The organism is Alteromonas sp. KUL49, from assembly GCF_006538345.1.
Lineage (GTDB): Bacteria > Pseudomonadota > Gammaproteobacteria > Enterobacterales > Alteromonadaceae > Alteromonas.
In genome coordinates this window covers 1-1411 of sequence record NZ_BJKL01000032.1, presented here as the reverse complement: position 1 = coordinate 1411, position 1411 = coordinate 1, and the positions used below count along the sequence as shown (strand labels likewise).

General features: G+C 40.3%; 2 protein-coding genes. Both read right to left on the bottom strand.

Annotation, left to right across the window (positions count from 1 at the left end; all coding sequences use genetic code 11):
* Window positions 1–314 precede the first annotated feature (314 nt).
* Window positions 315–608 carry a hypothetical protein gene (locus EYS00_RS20380; RefSeq protein ID WP_130639739.1) on the bottom strand — a complete coding sequence of 98 codons (294 nt, stop codon included), beginning with the start codon at window positions 606–608 and terminating at the stop codon, window positions 315–317.
* Window positions 609–727: 119 nt separating this feature from the next.
* Window positions 728–1039: a cupin gene (locus EYS00_RS20375; RefSeq protein ID WP_130639738.1), complete on the bottom strand. Its 312-nt coding sequence runs from the start codon at window positions 1037–1039 to the stop codon at window positions 728–730.
* Window positions 1040–1411 lie beyond the last annotated feature (372 nt).

The window sequence follows — 1411 nt, the reverse complement described above, 5'->3', positions numbered from 1 at the left end:
TTATTAAGTTGAATTTGAAGCTGACTCATTTGAGCTTGAACAGGTTTTATTAGTGCTGCTTTGCTGAACTAACATGAAAGCTTGAAGACCAATAACGGTTGCGAAGGCAATTGTTGAGATAACGATTTTAGTGTGACTTTTCATTAAAACTTCCCTATTTCATTAGATTGTTTGAGACTACCAGTGAATTTAAAATTTTTCACTTATTCGTATAACACTAAGCTAAGGGGCAAATACACAATGCGATAATTGCGGAGCCGCATTGTGTATTTGTCCCAGCGACCCGCGCAGCGGGTTGCGACTTGAGCGTTTTGTTATGCATGTTGCTCGCCTTTACTGTAAAGCCAATACCACAAACCGTACATAGCTAACCCGACAAAGGATGCAAAAAACAAAAAACGCAAAGCTGAATAATTAGCTACCCACCAATTGCGCAAGTGAGTGAGCAAATGGTCTTGATAGGCGGGAAGAGCGTCTGAGTAAGCTTTTGTACTTGAGAAAGATGCGGAAAATTCCTTTGGTTCTGGATGTGTATCTAATGCTATTTGAGCAATAACCATTGAGGAAATTACTAATATCAAAACCGCTGGAATTAATCTTTTACTCATAATTTTCTTTGAATGCATAACACTAAGCTAAGGGGCAAAAGCACAATGCGATAATAGCGGAGCCGCATTGTGTTTTTGTCCCAGCGACCCGCGTAGCGGGTTGCGACTTAAGCGTTTTGTTATACGCTGCCTGCACGTTCTACAACCAAAATTCTAGCTTGGCCTTTAGGATGAGCAACATGCTCTGTGCCCACTGAAGCAAAGAATATATCTCCTGAATTTAGGGTTACAGACTTAACTTCATTGTTTTCTTTGTACAGCATTTCTACAACACCATCCATAACAGCAAATACTTCTTCGCCGTCATTTACATGCCATTTGTAAGGCTTATCAGTCCAATGCAATCGAGTGGTAATGCCGTTCATATTGGCAATATCCTTCGCGCCCCAAGCATTACTTGCTGTGAACTCTTTACTTCTAATTACTTCCACTTAAATTCCGTTTTTTTGTTGCGATACTTCAAAGCGTATAACACTAAGCTAAGGGGCAAAAGCACAATGCGAAAATGGCGGAGCCGCATTGTGTTTTTGTCCCAGCGACCCGCGTAGCGGGTTGCGACTTAAGCGTTTTGTTAGAACTCGTTCTTACCACATCCTTGCCTTTGGATTGTTAAATGAAATTTTAGTGACCTCTGGATACATTGCTGGATAAAACTTAAAAATTACCCCATCCAAACTATCACCGTTAAATTTTACTACTACAAATTTTAAACTTTGAGCACGTATTTTTTAGCGAGAGATGGATACGTATCCTCAACAGACTCCGGAGTGATTTCGAATTCAGTATTGTCAGGGTGATCGAAT

What these genes read in the sequence shown, in the direction of transcription:
- EYS00_RS20380 (WP_130639739.1), bottom strand. Translation starts at nt 608, where the DNA reads ATGAGTAAAAGATTAATTCCAGCGGTTTTGATATTAGTAATTTCCTCA.